Genomic DNA, 16,628 nt, shown 5'->3' on the forward strand with positions numbered 1-16,628 from the left:
AATGATTTCTATTCAAAGTGGAAGGGGGAGATTTTGAAGTCTACCTATTTTTACTCGATGACGTATTTTTGGCTAGTGCAGTATACAGGTGTGTCGATGTCGAGCAAGTAGTAATGGGGCTACAACGACTGGTATTGCATATATTTACGCATTTTCGATAAAACACAGTCTTCGGTCCCTACGTTTCTATCGGCAGAAATTGCTGCTAAGGGACTCTAAAAGAATGACTTAGAGTATGAAACTTTAAGTCATGATGCAATTCCGATTGATCAATAACGACAGGCAAGGAAGCCATGATACGTTCGTTTGCTCAGAATTTAGTCAAATCTACTCTCACTCTAGCTCTGACGCGATTAGGGTTCGCTTTCCTGTCCGGGTGGATTTGCGGCCTTTTTCTGCTCGCCTGTATTCAGCGGTTTCAGACCCTGGTTGGAGCACATCTGTCTGTCACTACAGGCATCGGTCTGGCAACGGTCATGGGAATCTGGCTGGGATTACCCTCTTCCATCTCAGACAGCGTCAATCGTGAGTCTGAAACGACGCTCTGGAAGCAGAAGCGTTTTCGGATTGGCATCACGTTGGCTCTGTTTTCGATCTGGACACTTTGTTTTCCAATACTGCTCTGGCAGTTCAACCAGATCCTGCATCTGATCTCACTGGATCAGGTTTCTAACCCGGTCTTTTTAACGGGACTGATGACACTTTCTGCCATGGTTCTCCTGCTGCCTGTTGTTTTCTGGACTGCCCGCATCTGCTGGTTCTCAGTCAGAGCTTCACTCGAACATCAGTCTGCAGGTAGTACCCCCCTGGTCTCCCCTGTTGCACGTTTTCTCACAGGTGTGACACTCGCATTACTATCGGCTGTCTATTGCCTGGTTCCCGCGTTGGGCTGGAATCTAGCATTAGGGATCGCAGCAGGCACCGCTCTGCTGATTGTGATCAGTCCCTGGCTGCGCAAGCTGGCCACTCGATACTTGCCCGGTATGGTCAGCTGGCTGCAGACTATGACCACTAGCCGTCAGTTAAACGCTAAAACCGATTCCGAAAATGGAAGTATGCAGTGGAAACATTCCCGACTGCTGATTGCCAGCGGCTTTCTGGTCAGCCTGGCGACCGGTTTTCTGACTATCATCATTGAGCGTGTTGTCTTCCAGCTCTATCCGGACTCACTCTATTTGAAAGTGACTGTCTGGGCGGCGTTGCTCGCAGGCGTCAGTGCAGCCTGGATCTGGATTGAAACACGCAGTGCAGCGCGGGGTTCACAACTCGCATCACGCTTGACCCTGGGAGCTGCATTAATCGGAGCAGCGGCGCTGGCACTATTCCCATTCCTGGTGAACTGGATGCTGTATGCCAACGCTTACATCGAATTTGCATTTCTGCTGGCAGTGATACGAGGCGGGCTGCTGACGCTCTTCCTGGCACCTTTGGGCTTCTGCTGGGGTGGTTGGATGAAGCTGTCGATCACACGCCAGTCACTCAGCACTAATAACACTTCCGTCTATCGTCTGCCGGTCTGGCAACCTTTCTGTTTGCTGGCAGGATTGCTCTGCGGGTCCTGGTTGATTGGTACCGCACGTGTGGATCTTAAAACACTGTCTCTGGTGACTACGGGGGCTTTGTCCTGCTTGTCACTCCTGATCTGGGCTGTCCAGTTCCGTTTCCCCCGGTCACGCTGGCAGACAGCCGGCGTCAGTTGTGCTCTGGTCCTGCTGGTTGTTCTGACTTCCGGATACAACAATTATGATCCGCATCGTTCTACGAAACTCCTGTTTTCCACGAATACATTCACCGGACTCCGTTACGGCTTAAAACCGGATCTGCTTCCCTACATGGATGAAGGTCGCTGTCTGTCAGAAGTAGAAGGACCCCACGGAACATATACTGTCTGGTCCTATCATGAAAACCAGCTGCAAATCCGCCGCAGCGGGCTGCCTGTAGGAGTCACCACTACTGATGCAGGGCTGTGCCCCCATACAACAGGGGAACTGATGCCCTTTGTGATACCGGTAACGTTGCATGACCGCCCCGCCGATGTCTTGTTCCTGGGACTGGGATCGGGAGTAAGCCTTAACTCCAGCCTGGATTTTCCAGTGCAGCATATCACCTGTCTGGAATATGATCCGGGACTGATTCAGTTATATCAGGATGAAATTGCTACCCGTAATTCGATCTCAGCGCTGGACTCTGACCGCGTCACTCTGGTGCAGTCCCCTGTCGCTCTGGCCATGGCGTCGCGTGCAAAAACGACTGCTACTTATGACTTGATTATCAGCAATCCCGTACAGTCGGTCGTCACTCAATCTCAGTCAGAGTACACGGCGGACTTTTATCGAAATGTCTCCCGGCATTTGAAAGCTGGAGGCATGTTCTGTCAGCGCTTCCAGCATATTGATTTTGGCGCACAACCTCTGCGGGTAATCACCCGCACATTTCTGTCAGAATTTAAACAGGTAATGGCCATTGAAATTGCGAATGGAGAAACCCTGTTCCTGGCGACCAATTCCGAAGAGGGCTTTGTTCGCCCCGGACTGCTGGATCGCCTCCAGGCACCTCAGGTCCGTCGCACGCTGGCACAGGTAGGCTGGGACTGGTCAGTTCTTTTGAACCTGGCCGCATACTCCAATGAATCACTCCAGCAGATGGTGGCAGATCAGCCAACTTCGGTAAACAACTCGGCCACAGGTCGATTTGCCTTCACGCTGCCCTATGAAATGATGCGCTGGGGACTGAAGCGGGAAGAAGTTCAGCAGATGGTGGGCCAAGATCAGCGGACCGAACGACTGATCAACTGGATGCATAGTGAGCAGGACGACCCGATCGTGCTCCGCAGACTTTCCGAAGTCACAGCGCAGAATAAACTGATGGTGCAATATCCGGATCAGTACTGGAAATATCGCAAGCCAGCCAAAGAACAGATCACTGACAACCCCCGCTCGCTGATCAGACAGGTCGCTGCTGAAGGGTTGAATGAGAATGATTTTATCCACAATGAAGATAAACGCCGGATGCTCTACTTCAAGGCTCTCTCCGATGCGATGGCGAAACCTTCTCCCTCGGTAGAACTGATTACGCGCGTTTCCCGCTTTACTTCGATCTACGACCCGATGATCAGTTACTTCATGCACGATGAGGTCGCTGAACTTTACAGAAAATCTGATGATGCTCCGCCGGAACTGGAGTTTGCTCATCGTCTGCACGCGATCAATTACGGCGCAGGCTCTGACCGTTCGATCAACTCGGTGGTCCGGGCGATTGAACTCGCTGCAGAGAAACCGGAACTCTTCCAGGAGACCGGGCAGCAGTGGGACCATCTGAATGGCTTGTTACAGCATTTGAAGACCCGCTGGGACAATCGTTCCCAGGCTCCGCCAGTGACGTCGAAGCAGGCGTTGCATGATATCGAACTCAGCATGTCCGCGATTGACCTGGCGTTTGAGGCCATGGAAGAGATCCGGGAAAATGCGGGGATTTCTGAACAGGAGTGGTCTTTGCGCAAGAAAGTCCTGGATCGGACACTGGTTCGCCCTCTGGAGACTTATCATCAACGCGTCCTGCCACACCATTACAAGCAGGACAGGAAGAACCGGCAGGAACGCAAGAAGCTGCTGGATAATCTCAACCTGCCTCAAGTGCCGTCTCTGTAACACATTGGTGTGTTTCACAACTCAGACGCCCTTGCGACGCACGACGATCTAAAATTCCGGATTCCCTGAATCTATTTGATTTTTTCAGGGGTATACAGGATGATAGCGCGACAGCAGGCCTGTCTCGTCCCGGCTTCTCTGGCACAGAATATGGCACAAAATCTGTGGCTGTGCTGGTCTCTAAATGCAATCAGATCTTGTGGGCGATGGGCCGGGCTTCTGAAAAATTCTGGTGAAACTCACGTCTGTGAAAAGGGATCGTATGATTTTTCCATATTCTGCTCCGAGCTTTAATCAACGACAATTCGGCTGGCGCTGCGTGTTTAGCCTGACCTTACTGATGGCCCTGTTCTGTTGCGGCTCATTACAGGCACAGGAGACGGACCAGAAAAAAAAGGATGAGGAGCCAGAGAAAAAAAGTCAGTCTGTAGAAGCTCTGTTACCCAAACCTGTTATCGTGGTGAATGTTGCCAGTGTGGAGCGGATCCTGCAGGATATCGACTTCATTTTTGAACTGGCAGAGCGACCTGAAATTGCTGAGATCGCTTCAGCCTCACTGGCAAATGTGAACGACCTGGAGGGCCTCGATCAGAATCGCAATCTGGGTTTCGAATTATACCTGAAAACAGGTCTGCGGCCTCAGCCGGTCTTCATCCCTTATTATCCTGTCTCGAAAATCAGTTCCTTCATTGAAACTTTTCAGAGTATTCTGCCCGGTTTCATGAATGCTGAAGAGCGTCTGCCCCGCGAGGAAGGCTTGTATGTGGTCGAAGCGGGCAACAGCGCGTTTTACTTTCGCATCGAAGATAAATATGCCCATCAGTTTCATCAGCGGGGAGATGCGGCGCTCGATCTGGAAGTCTTTGAAACACATCAGTTCAAAGACCCCGCCCAACAATATCAGCAGCTGACGACTCAATTCGACGCCGCAGCGCAACTTGATATGAGTTCAATTCCAGAACTGATGCGGACTACGTTTCTGGGCTTTTTCCGCACGGCAATCGAAACACAGTTGCAACAGCGGGACGGTGAATCCAATGCGGCTTACGAACTGCGGAGAATGTCGGGCAAGCAGAACTTGGAGAACATTGAATATTTTCTCAATGAAGCGCAGCAGCTGACACTGGGAGCCCATATCGATAAAGAGCAGAAGCAGGGCTTCGTCGATCTGTTGATCAAGGCCCGTCCGAACAGTGATCTGGCACGCAGCATGAAAAACCTGCCAGGCCAGGCCAGTTACTTCAGCGTCGTGACGGCCCGCGAAACATTACCGCTGGCGGCGTCTGTTTCCGTCATCATGCCCCGTCGCGATCGCAAAACCTATCTCAATTATTTGAATTATTTTGAAACACAGTTGAGTGAAAAATTGCTTACTGCTGATGAGCGGCTCCAGCAGACGAATTCCGTCCAGCAGTTCTTTGCCCCTGTCAAATCTCAGGTTAATAAAGGCCACATTGATGCCTTTGTGCAATTGGTTTCGACCCCATCCAAGAAATTTGCCTTGATCGGTGGCATTAAAGTGTCTTCTTCTTCAAATCTGCCGGCTGCTCTGCTCGATATGATCAATCGAGTCGAGAAGAATCCTGATAATAAGGCCCGCATTTTCACAAACGCAGAAACCGTTCAGGGAATTGGCCTGCATCAGTTGCAACCTGATGTTAAAAATGCAGATGATCGACAGCGACGATTCCTCGGCGGTGTCCCCTCGTTATATGTGGGCGCCGATTCTGAAGTCATCTGGTTTGCGATGGGAACCGAGATCGCGGTTGCCGCTCTGAATGAAGCTATCGAGCGGATCCATACTGCAACCCCCGAAGAACGCAAGGTTCAGCGGACGGCTCCGTTTCAGTTCGAGTTCCATATCAAACCCTGGCTGCAGTTGTTCTCAGAAGCGGAGATCAACGATAGTGAAATCATGAAAATCCTGGACGGAATCTTCACTTCAGAAAATGATCTGGTGCTCATCACAACTCAACCGACGGAAACCGGAGTCCGCTCCCGTTTCCAGTTTGACGAGGGCTATCTGAAGTTGCTGGGAGTTTCCATCGGGAAACAGTTTGACCGAAATCAGGAACGGCGTGCGCGACGCAACAGAGAACGCGGACAAAAGCGAGACGCTTTACCTCAGCCCAAACGTTGAAGGTATCGAAGTGATATCCAAGCGTTGTCGGCCAGATCAATCTTTTTTGATGGCGATATAATGCTTGACAAACTGTTCCTGCGACATGGTCACAGTCAGGTCGATGCTGGCTTCTTCGAACATGCGTCGCATGGATCGGCTCTTCTTCCATTCTTCTGCCGAGATGGAATTGTCTTTGTCGCGATCCAGCAGTTTAAAGAAGTAATTCGCCTGGCTGACCATCGGGTCGGAACTGGGGGCCGCAGGTTTTGTTTCTGCTGTCGGCTGAGCAGACTGTTCTGCTGATTTCGATGCTGAAGCTGGAGTCGCACTCGCAGAGGACTCTTGTGGAACTGGCTGGGAAGTTCCTGATTGTCCGGAGTTCAACGCGAACATGAACGAGGCAGCACTTCTCTGCGGGGTACCCGCTTTGGAAAGCTGAATTTCCTTCGGAGTCAGAAACCCGTCACCGTTGAGGTCCATGGAGAAGAACTCTGACAACTTGCCGGGGTTGTTCTTCCGCCACTCATAAAGTCCGATCTGCCCGTCCTGATCGGTATCATGGGGTACAAAATCTGAATTCAGATCCACAGTAGTCCGTACCGGTTTACTGGGTTCCTTTTGTGAACTGCTGGAGTGGCTGCGTGAATCACCCTCGTCACGACCTCGATCTGATTGGAATGATCCGTAGCGTCCTCGCATGGAGTCCCGATCAAAGCCGCCCCGCGAGCTATCATCGCGGTCATCGTCGTCATCCCCCGGGAACGGGAAAAAGAGCTGGGCGGCCCGCCGAAACCAGAACCACCAAAGCCGGGACCGCCAGAACCGCGGGAAAAACCGGAGCGACCTCGGTCATCACTATCACCTCGATCACCGCCGCCGAAAGAGCCACGACGGCTCCGCATCTGTTCCATCACGCGTGGCATGACACGTTCATATTCCTGAGCTGTCATACTGCGGGAGGTGTCAACGCCCGCTGATTCGAGCATCTCTTTAAAGCGTCCCGGCATCCGATCGAATTCATCGGGTTCGATGACACCATTGCGGTTGCGATCCAGAAAGGACATGAACCCTCGTGAGCGACTGTCTCCACCAGGCTGCGCATATGACAGATCAGCACTGAACGTTACCAGCAGTACAACTGGAACGAAATATCGGACAAACCGGAACATTTTCTGGCTCCACATGAAATAGAGCGGTCTTTCGAGTCAAAAACCGTGTTTAATAAACAGAGACAGGGAATTTGCGCATCTTTTGAAATAAGCTGTAATAACCCCGTTTCTGACTCTAACATAGAAACACCAGACCCTTGAGAAAAGATCGCTTCATTCCGGAAGAATCGGTGGATCCTTGAAACGGTCCATAACTCCTTGGGGTATAAGGTGATACTAACTGAGTCGAATTTTTTATCTTGTAATTGATTTTCTGCAGTTCTAGCATAATGATCAAAAGAATATCTTATTTGCACTTCTTTGCCGTTTTATCGCAGAATCGTGATTAAATATGACTCGTAAAATGAAATTCCAGTTCTTCCTGCTCAGCGTACTCTCTTTCACCTTCGTGTGTTCAGAATCCGTACACTCAGTGCTTCTTGCCCAGGAACCTTCCAGTGACTCTGAAGACCGTGGTGGTTTTGGGGGCCGACGGGACCGCGGAGGCTTCGGCGGTGACCGAAGTCGCTTTGGTGGCAGAGGTGGATTCGGAGGCGACCGAGGCGGTTTTCGCGGTGGGTTTGGCGGAGGGGGTTTCAGCGGCTTCCGCGGAGCGATTGGCTTCATGGTGACGCGGGAAGAGATTCAGAAGGAACTCCAGCTCACTGAAGATCAGATCAAACAGCTCCAGGAAGCAGCCCAGGCGATGCGTCCCAGTCGCGAGTTGATGGAACCCTTCATGAACCGCATGCGGGATGCCCAGACCGACGAAGAGCGAACCAAAGTCCGCGAAGAAATGAGTGCTTCCTTTGAGAAACAACGCACGGAGGGCGAAGCCAAACTCTGGGGTCTCCTGAATGAAAAGCAGGCAGCACGCCTGAAACAGCTGCAGCTGCAGGAAAACGGATATCGTCAGCTGACCGATGACGAAACAGGCAAACAGCTCAAACTGACCGACGAGCAGTTGGCGAAGATCAAAGAACTTGAAGAACAGCGCTCGGATGCCCGTCGGGATCTGGGTCGACGTGCTACCTCGGAAGAACGGGAAAAAGTGCAGCAGGAGTTCGACCAGAAAATTGAGGCGGTCCTGACTCCAGATCAAAAGTCTCAGTGGAAGCAGATGCTCGGTCCCGTACTGGTCACAGCCGAAAGCATAGCCACCCCGGGAGCGACTCCCTCTGTCAGCAGTACTCCCGGAGCTGCTCCGCGACCAAGACCGCAGATCCCCGTTGAACCGGAAGGGCTAAAGCCTGAAGACCGCAGCATCTCTTTCGGTGCCAAACCAGTGGCAATGAATGAAAACGAAGCGGATGAGAAAACCGTCCCTGCGAAAAAGCCGGGTGAAGTTGGCAAGATGTCGTTCAACTTCCGTTTCGCACCCTGGGGCGATGTCCTGAAGCTGTTTGCTGAGTCCGCAGGCTATACGCTCGATCTCAACGATGTGCCCCCGGGGACCTTCAACTACTACGATCAGGGTTCTTACACTCCCACCGAAGCGCTGGATATCATTAATGGATATCTGCTGCAGAAAGGGTATGTCATTGTTCGGCGGAATCAGTTCTTGGTAGTTCTGAACATAGATAACGGCATTCCACCAAACCTGGTACCCATTGTCGATGCCAGTGAGCTACCCCAGCGAGGCAAAAATGAACTGATGAGCGTGAGCTTCCAGCTGGAGGGAGTCGACATTGATCAGGTCGCCAAAGAAGTCCAGGCCATTCTGGGCCCGCAGGGTAAGTCCGTTGCACTGAAAACCGCCAATTCGATTATCGTTACCGATATCGGCAGCAACCTGCAGCGTGTGAAAAAACTGCTGGAAGGCGCCATTGCGAATGCCGGTCCTACCGATCTCGCATTCCGCGCGTTTGAATTGAAGTTTATCGATTCCAATGAGGCTGAGAAAATAGTGCGTAGCCAGTTCGGTCTGCCCTCAGCTACCCAGAATGTCAGTGCCAGCTCGTCCTCTTCTTCTTCACGCTACTACGATTATCGACGTCGCAGCAGTCGAGACAGTTCTCCACCTCCTCAGACGCCGACGAAAGATACGACAACACAGGTGACAGCGGACCCGCGTACTAATCGGCTGTTGGTAACTGCGACACCAGCCCAGCTTAAACTGGCGGAAGAAATTATCAAATCGATTGATGTCGACGAGGGCAACATGCTGGCCCCTGGTGGTAACAAGCCTTACCTGCGTGTTTACTCTGTCAGTTCTTCGGATCCGCGGGAAGTGACCAAGACCTTGGATGCGATGATGCCGGGAGTCGTCGTTAATGAAGATGGTCGGAATAATAAGATTCATATCGTGGCGACCCCCAAGGAGCACCAGGAGATTGATGAATTGATCCGGCAACTGGATGGCGAAGGGGGCAGTCAGTCTGTCTCAGTCATCAACTTGAGCAAGCTGGATCCCCTTTCTGCAACCACGACCTTACGCTCTCTGTTCCTGCGGGATGGAAACGACGCACCCACGATCGAAGCCGATCTTCTGGGGCGGCGACTATTGATTCGGGGAACTCCGGATCAGGTGATTCAAGTTAAAGCCCTGCTGGCCCAACTGGGAGAAGATGGCACTGGCAGAGCCCAGGAGAACGCTGATCGTGGCCCCATTCGCACGATCCCTCTGGGAGGTCGGGATTCACGTGAAATCATGCAACTGATCGATAAGCTCTGGTCAGCCTCGTCGGGTGATGAAAACCCGATTCGCATAGTTGTTCCATCACAGGAAAATCAGATTCGGGAACGCGTGTTGGGAGAAGATGAGAATCCTACTCGGAACCGGGGTTTTCGCAATCCATCACGGAATATCAGCACTCCGCTGGATCGACCGATTAATCAGGAACGCCGTAAAACCGACTCCGATCAGACTCGGTTCCTGTTCACAGCCAGTGAGCAGCAGACAGAATCTGATGCAGGGGAGAAGTCAGGATCAGAAAAACCTGTTACGCAACCAGAGAACAAAACACCTGAAGCCTCCACTGATTCCACAAAGAAAAATCCGATCGCGGTTTCCACCAACGGGGATAATCTGATCATCACATCCACCGACCAGGAAGCCCTGGATCGACTGGAGAAAATGATCGATGCCTTGACTCAGGCGATCCCTCCTAAAAATCAGTGGACGGTTTTTTATCTCCGTTCTGCTGATGCGACTGCCACAGCCAAGATGTTGGAAAGTCTCTTTCCCAGCAGTTCCGTTTCCGATACTTCCAGTGATTCCGGAATGTTCAGCGGGATCTCTTCGATTGGAGGCGGGCTGATGGATGCAACTGGGCTGTCCACTCTGGGGATGGGGCCGCAGACGCTTCGCATTATCCCCGAGGCACGTTCCAATGCTCTGTATGTCACAGGACCTCCCGATAAAGTGCGTTCGGTCGAACAGATGCTCAAAGTGCTGGATGCTTCTGAACTCCCCGATTCACTGCGGGATCGTTCTCCTGGCATTATCCCCGTGGAATATGCGTCTGCGACGGAAGTTGCGAATATCGTCAAAGAGCTTTACAAAGACTATATGGAAGCCCCCCGGCAGCAGAATAACTCTCGGGGCGGCAATCCCTTTGCAGCGATGATGGGCGGTCGGGGGTCTCAGAATTCACAGGCTGCTCAGCCTCCCGAAGCCAAGCTGGCCGTCAGTGTGGATGCCAACGCCAACCAGTTACTGGTTTCTGCGAATGACTCTCTGTTTCAGGAGATCGAGTCTCTGGTACGCGAGCTTGATTACTCCGCGCAAATGTCTCGCAAGTCAGTGCGTGTTGTCACGTTGAATAACGGCAACTCGGCTCTGATTCAAAATGCCTTAACCTCCCTGCTCCCCAATGTCAGTGTCAGTACTACCGGCAGTGATTCGCGTAAGAAAACAACGGAACAAACTCCCTCCAGCTCAAACCCGTCGGATAACTCCTCCGGATCCAGCGATCGTGGCGAAGAAATTCGACGGTTCTTCGAACAACGGATGCGGGAACGCATGGAGGGCGCATCGCCGGGGGGTGGTGACTCGGGCCGTGGTTCTTCCGGTTCACCCTTTGGCGGTCGGTCCTCACGTGGTTTCCGATTTCCCGGCAGCGACGGTGGCTCCCGTGGTGGTAGCAGCCGTTTCGGTCGTAGCCGTGGACGATAAACATACCTGAAATCATCTCCTGAAAAGTTCGTTATCCCATCGAGTCAAATCCATGGAAATCAGTGATATTCTCCAACGACATGGCATCCTTGACGAACGCCAGTTGCTGTTAGCCCAGCAATCGGCGAACGGTCATCGTCTGGACCGCGTGGTAATGGATATGGGGCTCGCCTCTGAAGAAGACCTGCTCAAAGCATTCGCTGATGAATTGGGCATGAAATATTTCGAGCTCAAAGACTATCAGGTCGATACCCAGTTGCTGTCGCAGTTTCCGGCAACTCCGATCTTTCGTCATTCCCTGCTCCCCTTACAGCGTGAAAATGGACGCGTACTGGTTGCTTCTGCCGACCCGTTTGACTTCGAAGCCCTGGATGAACTCAGCTCGCTCAGTGGTGAAGTACTGGAGCCGGTGCTGGCGTTACATGAAGACGTCGTTGATCTGATCAAACAGAACCTGGGTGTTGGCGGCGATACCATCAACGAACTGGTCTCTCAGAAAGCAGCCGAAGACGGCGTTGAACTTCTGGAAGAAGTCTCCGAGGAACATGGCGAACTGGCCGACATGGCACAGACTGCATCGGTGATTCGTCTGGTCAACGAATTGCTCGTGGAGGCACTTCAGCAGCAGGCCAGTGACGTGCACATTGAACCACACGAAACCGGGCTGGTGGTCCGTTATCGCGTAGATGGTTTGTTGCGGGTACAGTCGGTACCACCAGAGATTAATCATTTTTATTCAGCGATCATTACGCGTCTGAAAATCATGGCGCATCTGAATATCGCGGAAAAACGACTTCCCCAGGACGGACGCATCAAACTGCGAGTTACGGGGCGTGAAATCGATGTGCGTGTTTCGATCATTCCCATGATTTACGGCGAAGGCGTCGTACTGCGTCTGCTCGACAAAGAACGCATGGTTTTCCGACTGGATAATGTGGGCTTGAATGCGGATATGCTGTCCACATTCCGCGAGATGATCGAGCTGCCGCATGGAATTATTCTGGTGACCGGGCCTACGGGTAGCGGTAAAACTTCGACGCTCTACAGTGCTTTGAATGAGATTAAAAGTCCGGAAACGAAAATCATCACAGTGGAGGATCCAGTCGAGTATCACAGCGAAGGGATCAGTCAGATTCAGGTCAATTCCCGCATCGGATTGACTTTCGCAGCGGGATTGCGAAGCATTCTGCGTCACGATCCGGATGTGGTTCTGATCGGGGAAATTCGTGATGGAGAAACCGCGAACAGCGCTATCCAGGCATCGCTGACCGGGCACCTTGTTTTCAGTACGCTGCATACCAACGACTCTCCCGGCGCTTTTACCCGTCTGGTTGATATGGGGGTTGAAGCATATCTGGTGGCCAGTACGGTAGAAGCGGTTCTGGCTCAGCGTCTGGTGCGTGTCCTCTGTAAACATTGTAAACGACCACATCAGCCTCACCCTGATAAAATTCCTCCAGACTTTCCCCTGGAACGGATGCAGGAAATTTATGAACCTGTGGGATGTCGACACTGCAGAGAAATGGGATACTCGGGACGTATTGGTATCCTGGAACTGCTCATAAATGATCCTGTTATACGAAAATTGTGTACCGAACACGCCAGCTCAGGACAGATTCGCGATTACGCGCGAAAGAATGGCTGGCAGACCTTGAGGGATGCCGGTTGGGAAAAGGTCCTCGCCGGAATCACTTCGATCGATGAGATTCTGCGGGTCACCAAGGGAGATATTTAACTCACGCTCCCGCGGAATGAAAAAGAGTTAAGTCCTGTTTGTAAGTAATTGAAGTCAGTCAGATGCCCGAATTTCAGTATATCGCACGAGAAACAACCGGCCGCCAGGTGACCGGTGTGCTTTCTGCTGCCAATCAGCAGGACGCGCTGAATTCGCTGGCTGCCAAGAGTTTGTTTCCGGTCAAAGTCGATCTTGCAGATGCGGCGAAAGCGCAGCTGAGACGGTCTGGCAAACGGGTTCGGGCCCGCTATCTGTCTGTATTTTATACACAACTGGCCGACCTGCTTAAGTCGGGGGTGCCTCTCTTACGCTCACTGGAACTGTTGAATCGGCAGTCGACCAACCCGTCGCTCAAGCAGGTACTCGAAGAGGTTCGTGCGGAAGTCGCTGATGGAACCCGGCTGGCAGTCGCGATGGGGCAGCATCCCAAAGTCTTTTCGGAACTGGCAGTGAGTATGGTACGTGCCGGCGAGGAAGGCAGCTTCCTGGAAGACGTATTAAAGCGAATTGCCAGCTTCACGGACCATCAGGAAGAACTGAAGAACCGGGTAGTCGGTGCGATGATCTATCCCGCGTTCCTGACCACCTTCGGAACTGTGATCGTCAGCTTCCTGCTGGTTTACTTCGTTCCCAAGTTCGAACCGATTTTTCAACGGATGTCTGAGCGAGGCGATCTCCCCTGGGCAACCACAACCTTGCTTGGGTTCAGTGCTTTTATGCAGTCCTACTGGTTTCTGATATTTTTCGCGATCGCTTTTGTGGGGGCCGCGGTTTATAAGTATATCGAGACAACGGAAGGCCGTCTGAAATTCGATCAGTTCCGGTTGAATGCCTATGGCCTGGGAGCCATTGTTCGTAGCCTGGCTATCGCCCGTTTCTGCCGAATTCTGGGGACCCTGCTGGCCAATGGCGTCCCCATCCTGCAATCCCTGAGAATCGCCAAGGATGCCGCAGGTAATAAAGTCATCAGTAATTCGATTGGTGAAGCCGCAGAGAGTATTTCTGCCGGTAAATCAATTGCCCAGCCTTTTGCCATAAGTGGTCAGTTCCCGGAAGAAGTCGTCGAAATGATCGCCGTTGGTGAGGAAGCCAACAACCTGGAACAGGTGTTGATCGATATCGCAGACAACATGGAACGCCAGACTAACCGCAAGCTGGATATGTTTGTGCGAATGCTGGAGCCACTCATGCTGCTCATGATGGCCGCTGTGGTCGTTTTTGTGATGCTGGCATTACTTTTACCGGTTTTCCAAAGCTCCGGTTTAATATAATAATATGTGACAAGTCATTGGTTTTATCTCACTCGGGTAGAACCCAGAACATTCCCTTCTGGAACAAGTATAAAGTAAAAAGGATGGAGACATGAAACAAATCAAGATTCACAACAGACAACAGCGGCGTGGTTTTACCCTCCTCGAAATGTTGATCGTGCTGGGCATTATTCTCGTGATCGCTGCGATGGTCGTTCCCAACCTGCTGGGAAGCCAGAAAAAAGCAAATATCAAAGCGACCCGCGCCAGTATCCATAATCTCGAACAGGCATTCAAACTCTATGCTGCCGAGAATAATGGTGAATATCCTCAAGGCGGACCGGAACAGTTACAGCTGCTGCTCGAACCCGTCAGCACGGATGGTCAGGCTGCTGAACCCTTTATTGAGTCTCTGCCACTGGATGCCTGGGGGCAGATGTTCCACTACGAGTACCCCAACAATAAAGCGCAGTCCACCAAGCCGGCCATCTGGTCCTCGGGCCCCAATCAGCAGGATGAAAACGGTTCCGGCGATGATGTTAATAACTGGGAGCAGACAGAATAGTTTCTGTCCCGCTCCAGTCTCTGATTTTACCAGAGGATATTCCACGTGATCCACCACCAGTACCAGCCAGGAAAACAGCATTCACGACGAGCCGCTTTTACGCTGCTCGAGATGCTGCTGGTCCTGGCTCTGCTGCTGGTTCTGGTCAGTGTCGTGTGGCCGGCGGTGTTGCGCATCAGTGCGAGCAACCGGCTGCGACAGAGCATGCTGGATCTGAATTCCGCCTTTGCTGCCGCCCGGGTGCGGGCTATTGATCAGGGGGTGATGTATCAGGTCTTTCTGGAACCGGGAGGGCGGCAGTATCTGGTCGTTCCCGTCGATCAGGGACTGCTGGGAAGCGAATCTTCTGAAGCCAATGCGGGTACCATCGCGACCAGTCAATCTGTGCTCTCGGGGAAGTTGCCCGAGGAATTCCAGTTCAGCCAGGAAACTTCCGCAGTCGTGACGGAAGCGGCAGTCCCCTATGCCTGGTTATCAAACCTGCCAAATTCAAAAGACTGGAACTGGATGCAGGGAGCTTTCCCCATCACCTTTTATCCGGATGGGACAGCTGCTTTTGATTTGAATCAGGAAGTTCTGAAAGAAAAGCGTTCCGTGGCTCGCATTCAACTGCGCGGCCTTACCGGTACGACCACGGTTTCCTACGGACAGGGGAAATCGTCATGATCAGCATTCCAACGCAAAAACGCACTCGTGCCGGATTGACTCTGCTCGAGGTCTTAATCTCACTGGCGATTTTCCTCGGCGCACTCACTGCCCTCAGTCAGTTGATTGGCATCGGTTCCCGGGCAGCAGTGCAGGCGCAGTTGCGAACACAGGCAATTCTTAAATGCCAGTCAAAACTCGCGGAAGCACTGGCGGGAGCCCAGCCTCTGGAAGCGGTCTCCCAGGCTGCCTTTGAGGATGAAGAAAACTGGAAGTGGAGCCTGGATGTCCAGCCTGGCGCCTACGAGAACATGTTGCAGTTAACAGTCAGTGTACTCTACTCCGGTGCGGGAGAAAGTGTCACGACCAGCTATCAGCTGACACGACAGATTCGAGATCCGGCAATGCTGCTCGACGCAGCCAACACCGTGGAGTCGGCTTCAGATCTGACACTGGAGGAGCAGCTATGAAACGCTCCTCATCGCACAAGAAAGTTCACAAAGGACGGGCACCCGGGTTCACACTGCTCGAAGTCATCCTGGCCATTGGGCTGACCAGTCTGCTGCTGGCTGCCATTTATTCCGCCCTGGATCTCTACTGGAAATATACGACGCTGGGGCATCGCCAGGTGGAACAGGCTCAGATTGCTCGAGCCGTCTTCCAGAAAATATCACATGATCTGCACTGTGTGACTTATCGACTGGAGACCGCAGAAGCAGAGACGGAGGGCACAGGTACTTCTGATACAGAAACCGAAGAAACGGAAACCGTCGAAATCCAGGTGACCAGTACCGATGATGCCTACACTTCGGGAAACATTGGTGTGTATGGCGATACTCAGTCTCTCGTGCTCCACACCAGCAGACCAGCCCGCCAGCCACTTCTGCTCTCTTCGAATTCAGGGGCAACCACCTCGCCGAGCGTCCGCAGTGATCTGCTTTCCGTATCGTACTTTCTGGCAGTTGCGGGGGCCGGAGGACTGCAAGGGGCCGCCGGCGATCAGTTTCGGAATACTTCGAGGGGTGGTGAAGATGTGCAGGGAGTGGCTCGTCTGGAAGGAGACCGGCTCTCAATGAGCATGGCAGATCAGGCTGCGGCTCTGGAGCAGATGGCGTCACAGTCAGAACTCCTGGCGCCGGAAATCAGCAGTCTGCAGTTTCAATATTTTGATGGCACTGACTGGCTCGAACTCTGGGACAGCACTAAATACGGGACCGTACCGCAGGCAATCAGGGTCACAATCGGCTTTCGCAGCGATCTGCAACAGACTTCGTTGGAGTCTGTGAACGAAAAAATAAATGGTTACAACAATACCTACAGCATGGTGATTGCACTCCCGCTGGCTCTACCTGCGGTATTACAGACCACCGAACAGGACACCAGTTCGTTTTAATCAGAC

At 52.4% G+C, this 16,628-nt stretch carries 11 protein-coding genes; 9 read left to right on the top strand and 2 right to left on the bottom strand.

Features of this window, described 5'->3' with window-relative positions:
- Positions 1-293 precede the first annotated feature (293 nt).
- Together F1728_RS18735 and F1728_RS18740 are read left to right on the top strand one after the other, a co-directional pair.
- A complete protein-coding gene (locus F1728_RS18735; RefSeq protein WP_155365368.1) occupies positions 294-3,647 on the top strand; it encodes a spermine/spermidine synthase domain-containing protein in 3,354 nt (1,117 codons plus the stop codon).
- Between the two features lie 262 nt (positions 3,648-3,909).
- The gene (locus F1728_RS18740) at positions 3,910-5,787 is read left to right on the top strand and encodes a hypothetical protein (RefSeq protein ID WP_155365369.1); all 1,878 of its coding nucleotides are present in this window, start codon (positions 3,910-3,912) and stop codon (positions 5,785-5,787) included.
- A gap of 36 nt (positions 5,788-5,823) precedes the next feature.
- Here the strand turns inward: F1728_RS18740 and F1728_RS18745 are convergent, their stop codons facing one another.
- Both F1728_RS18745 and F1728_RS31320 read right to left on the bottom strand, forming a co-directional pair.
- Positions 5,824-6,357 (bottom strand): EF-hand domain-containing protein, encoded by a 534-nt coding sequence (locus F1728_RS18745; protein ID WP_194242431.1) that lies wholly within the window; start codon positions 6,355-6,357, stop codon positions 5,824-5,826.
- Positions 6,348-6,833: an EF-hand domain-containing protein gene (locus F1728_RS31320; protein ID WP_194242432.1), complete on the bottom strand. Its 486-nt coding sequence runs from the start codon at positions 6,831-6,833 to the stop codon at positions 6,348-6,350. Before F1728_RS31320 ends, F1728_RS18745 begins: the two co-directional genes overlap by 10 nt.
- Before the next feature lie 517 nt (positions 6,834-7,350).
- Here F1728_RS31320 and F1728_RS18750 point away from each other — a divergent pair.
- The 7 genes from F1728_RS18750 to F1728_RS18780 all read left to right on the top strand — a co-directional run bounded on the left by F1728_RS18750 (position 7,351) and on the right by F1728_RS18780 (position 16,622).
- Positions 7,351-11,034, top strand: a complete 3,684-nt coding sequence (locus F1728_RS18750) for a secretin N-terminal domain-containing protein (protein WP_155365371.1) — start codon at positions 7,351-7,353, stop codon at positions 11,032-11,034.
- A gap of 52 nt (positions 11,035-11,086) precedes the next feature.
- Positions 11,087-12,769, top strand: a complete 1,683-nt coding sequence (locus F1728_RS18755; protein ID WP_155365372.1) for a GspE/PulE family protein — start codon at positions 11,087-11,089, stop codon at positions 12,767-12,769.
- A gap of 62 nt (positions 12,770-12,831) precedes the next feature.
- The gene (locus F1728_RS18760) at positions 12,832-14,040 is read left to right on the top strand and encodes a type II secretion system F family protein (protein ID WP_155365373.1); all 1,209 of its coding nucleotides are present in this window, start codon (positions 12,832-12,834) and stop codon (positions 14,038-14,040) included.
- Between the two features lie 91 nt (positions 14,041-14,131).
- Entirely contained in the window at positions 14,132-14,584 is a 453-nt protein-coding gene (locus tag F1728_RS18765) for a type II secretion system protein GspG (RefSeq protein ID WP_145044025.1), read from the top strand.
- 45 nt (positions 14,585-14,629) lie between these two features.
- The gene (locus F1728_RS18770; RefSeq protein ID WP_194242433.1) at positions 14,630-15,250 is read left to right on the top strand and encodes a prepilin-type N-terminal cleavage/methylation domain-containing protein; all 621 of its coding nucleotides are present in this window, start codon (positions 14,630-14,632) and stop codon (positions 15,248-15,250) included.
- Positions 15,247-15,699, top strand: a complete 453-nt coding sequence (locus F1728_RS18775) for a type IV pilus modification PilV family protein (RefSeq protein ID WP_155365375.1) — start codon at positions 15,247-15,249, stop codon at positions 15,697-15,699. The genes F1728_RS18770 and F1728_RS18775 overlap by 4 nt, the downstream gene beginning before the upstream one ends.
- Entirely contained in the window at positions 15,696-16,622 is a 927-nt protein-coding gene (locus F1728_RS18780) for a prepilin-type N-terminal cleavage/methylation domain-containing protein (protein ID WP_155365376.1), read from the top strand. Before F1728_RS18775 ends, F1728_RS18780 begins: the two co-directional genes overlap by 4 nt.
- Positions 16,623-16,628 lie beyond the last annotated feature (6 nt).

Source organism: Gimesia benthica (genome assembly GCF_009720525.1).
GTDB classification, from domain to species: domain Bacteria; phylum Planctomycetota; class Planctomycetia; order Planctomycetales; family Planctomycetaceae; genus Gimesia; species Gimesia benthica.